Origin of the sequence: Pseudonocardia pini (assembly GCF_013870575.1) — a bacterium.
In the GTDB taxonomy this organism is placed as follows: Bacteria; Actinomycetota; Actinomycetes; order Mycobacteriales; family Pseudonocardiaceae; genus Pseudonocardia; species Pseudonocardia pini.
Genome location: NZ_JACBXB010000938.1, coordinates 1 through 1,890 on the forward strand (window position 1 = coordinate 1; position 1,890 = coordinate 1,890).

Below are 1,890 nucleotides of genomic sequence, written 5' to 3' on the forward strand. Positions count from 1 at the left end.
GGTCGCCCGGGCGGCGCGGCGACCCGGTACCTCCCGACCAGCAGCACCCAGCTCCCGCTGCCCATGCTGCAGCTCACCCCGCTCGGGCTGCTGGCCCTGGCCGGGACGGTCTGGATCGTCGTCGTGTTCCGCCGCTCGACGACGGCGCGGGCGCTCGCCGTCGTCGTCGTGGTCTGTTGGTGCTGGTACCTGGCCAACACGGTGGCGCTCGGCGTCGGGCACACCACGCTGTCGTTCCGGATGGAACCGGTGGTCGACCTCGCGCTCATGGCGGCCGGGGTGTTCGGCGTCGCGGAGCTGCTCCGGCACGTGCCCGGCCGGTCCGCCCTCGCGCTGGTCGCGGTGCTCGGGACGGCGGTCCCGATCGCGTCCCTGCAGGCTCTCGGTCCCGACGAGGCGGCCCTGACCAGCTACGACCCGACGGGCGTGACCGCCGAGGGCGAGCGGGACGACACCGTGCCCGGACGCTGGGCGGGTGAGCTCGACACAGCGGTCGCCGCTCTCACCGGACGCCCGGCGGACGAGACCGTGCTGCTCAGCGCCGTGCCGGAGATGACGGCGTTCGCCCCCTACCGCGGCTTCCAGGCGATCACCCCGCACTACGCGAACCCGACGGGAGACTTCGAGGAGCGCCACGAGCTCGTCGGGCGGTGGGCACGGGCGCAGACCCCCGCCGAGCTGGCGACGGCGCTCGACGCCTCCCCCTTCCGCCCGCCGACGGCGTTCGTCCTGCGGGTCGCCGCCGACGGCCTGCACCTGCCCCTGCTGGTCGACCGGTTCCCGCTGGAGCCGAACGTCGGGGTCGTCGACGTCGTCTTCCCCGCCTCGGCCTTCGCGGGCGCGCCCTTCGAGACACGGACGGTCGGGCCCTACCTCGTGGCCGTCAGGCGGTAGGCAGGGCGCGGTCCAGGTCCAGCGAGTAGACGCTGACGGTGCCGCTGCGGAAGCGCAGGTCCAGGCCGGGCAGGCCGTCGAGGTCCGCGAGGCCGGGGGCCAGCGAGAAACCCGCGCTGCCCGCCCAGCCGTCGGGCGAGCCGTTGGAGCCGATGCCGGGCGCGGCCCCGTCGACGTAGACCCAGTGCACGTCGAGGTCCTCGAGCTGGCGGCGGACCTCGGGGTCCGTGGGGTAGGTGTTGAAGTGCTCGAGCAGCTCGTAGCTGTAGGGCACGCCCGGCAGCCCCAGTGTGTAGACGTTGACGACCGGGATACCGCGCTCGACGTAGAGGTACGTCGAGCCGTCGTTCGGCGAGTTGAACACCCGTTCCCCGGGGCGCACGCGGTCGGCGAGCCAGGCGATGGCGACCTGGTCGTCGGGGCCGACCCGCACGAAGTCCGGCGTGGAGTAGCGGGTGGCGACGGCCTTCTCGTTCAGCTCGGCGTAGTGCCGGGCGGGCGCCACCGCGTAGACCGCGAACACCACCACCGCGACGGCCGTGGCGACGGTCGCCGCCCGGAGCGGGACCCAGCGCCTGCCCAGCAGCACGCCGAGGTACCCCGCGACCAGGACCACGCCGAGCCCGGCCAGCACCGGGACCAGCATCGACGTGTGCGACCAGGTGCGGAGCATGGCGTTGTAGAAGAAGCCCGTGACGACGGCGTCGTAGCCCGTGCCGGGGCTCATCCAGGCGCCGACCAGGACGACCACCCAGAACAGCCAGGCGACGACGGGGCCGAGCCCACGCCGTCGGACCAGCAGGGCGATCGCACCCACGCCCGCGAGGATCGCCGCCGAGGTCTGCCAGTACAGGTTGTCGGGGTCCAGCCAACCGGTGTAGGGCAGGCCCAGGGTGCGTTCGAGGGCCGTGGCGAGGTCCACCGAGGGGCTGTCCGGTGGGAACGCGCCGGTCCGTCCGGCGGCCCCGAGCCCCGGTCCGACGGCGGGGACCAGCA

2 protein-coding genes are annotated in these 1,890 nt (G+C 74.1%); one reads left to right on the top strand and one right to left on the bottom strand.

Features of this window, described 5'->3' with window-relative positions:
* The coding region (locus tag H5J29_RS31045) for an arabinofuranosyltransferase (protein ID WP_181784499.1) at positions 1 to 894 on the top strand (894 nt) is incomplete at its 5' end.
* Here the strand turns inward: H5J29_RS31045 and H5J29_RS31050 are convergent.
* Positions 884 to 1,890, bottom strand: a 1,007-nt coding sequence (locus H5J29_RS31050) for a DUF6541 family protein (protein WP_312858494.1), incomplete at its 5' end; no start/stop codon positions are given. The genes H5J29_RS31045 and H5J29_RS31050 overlap by 11 nt on opposite strands.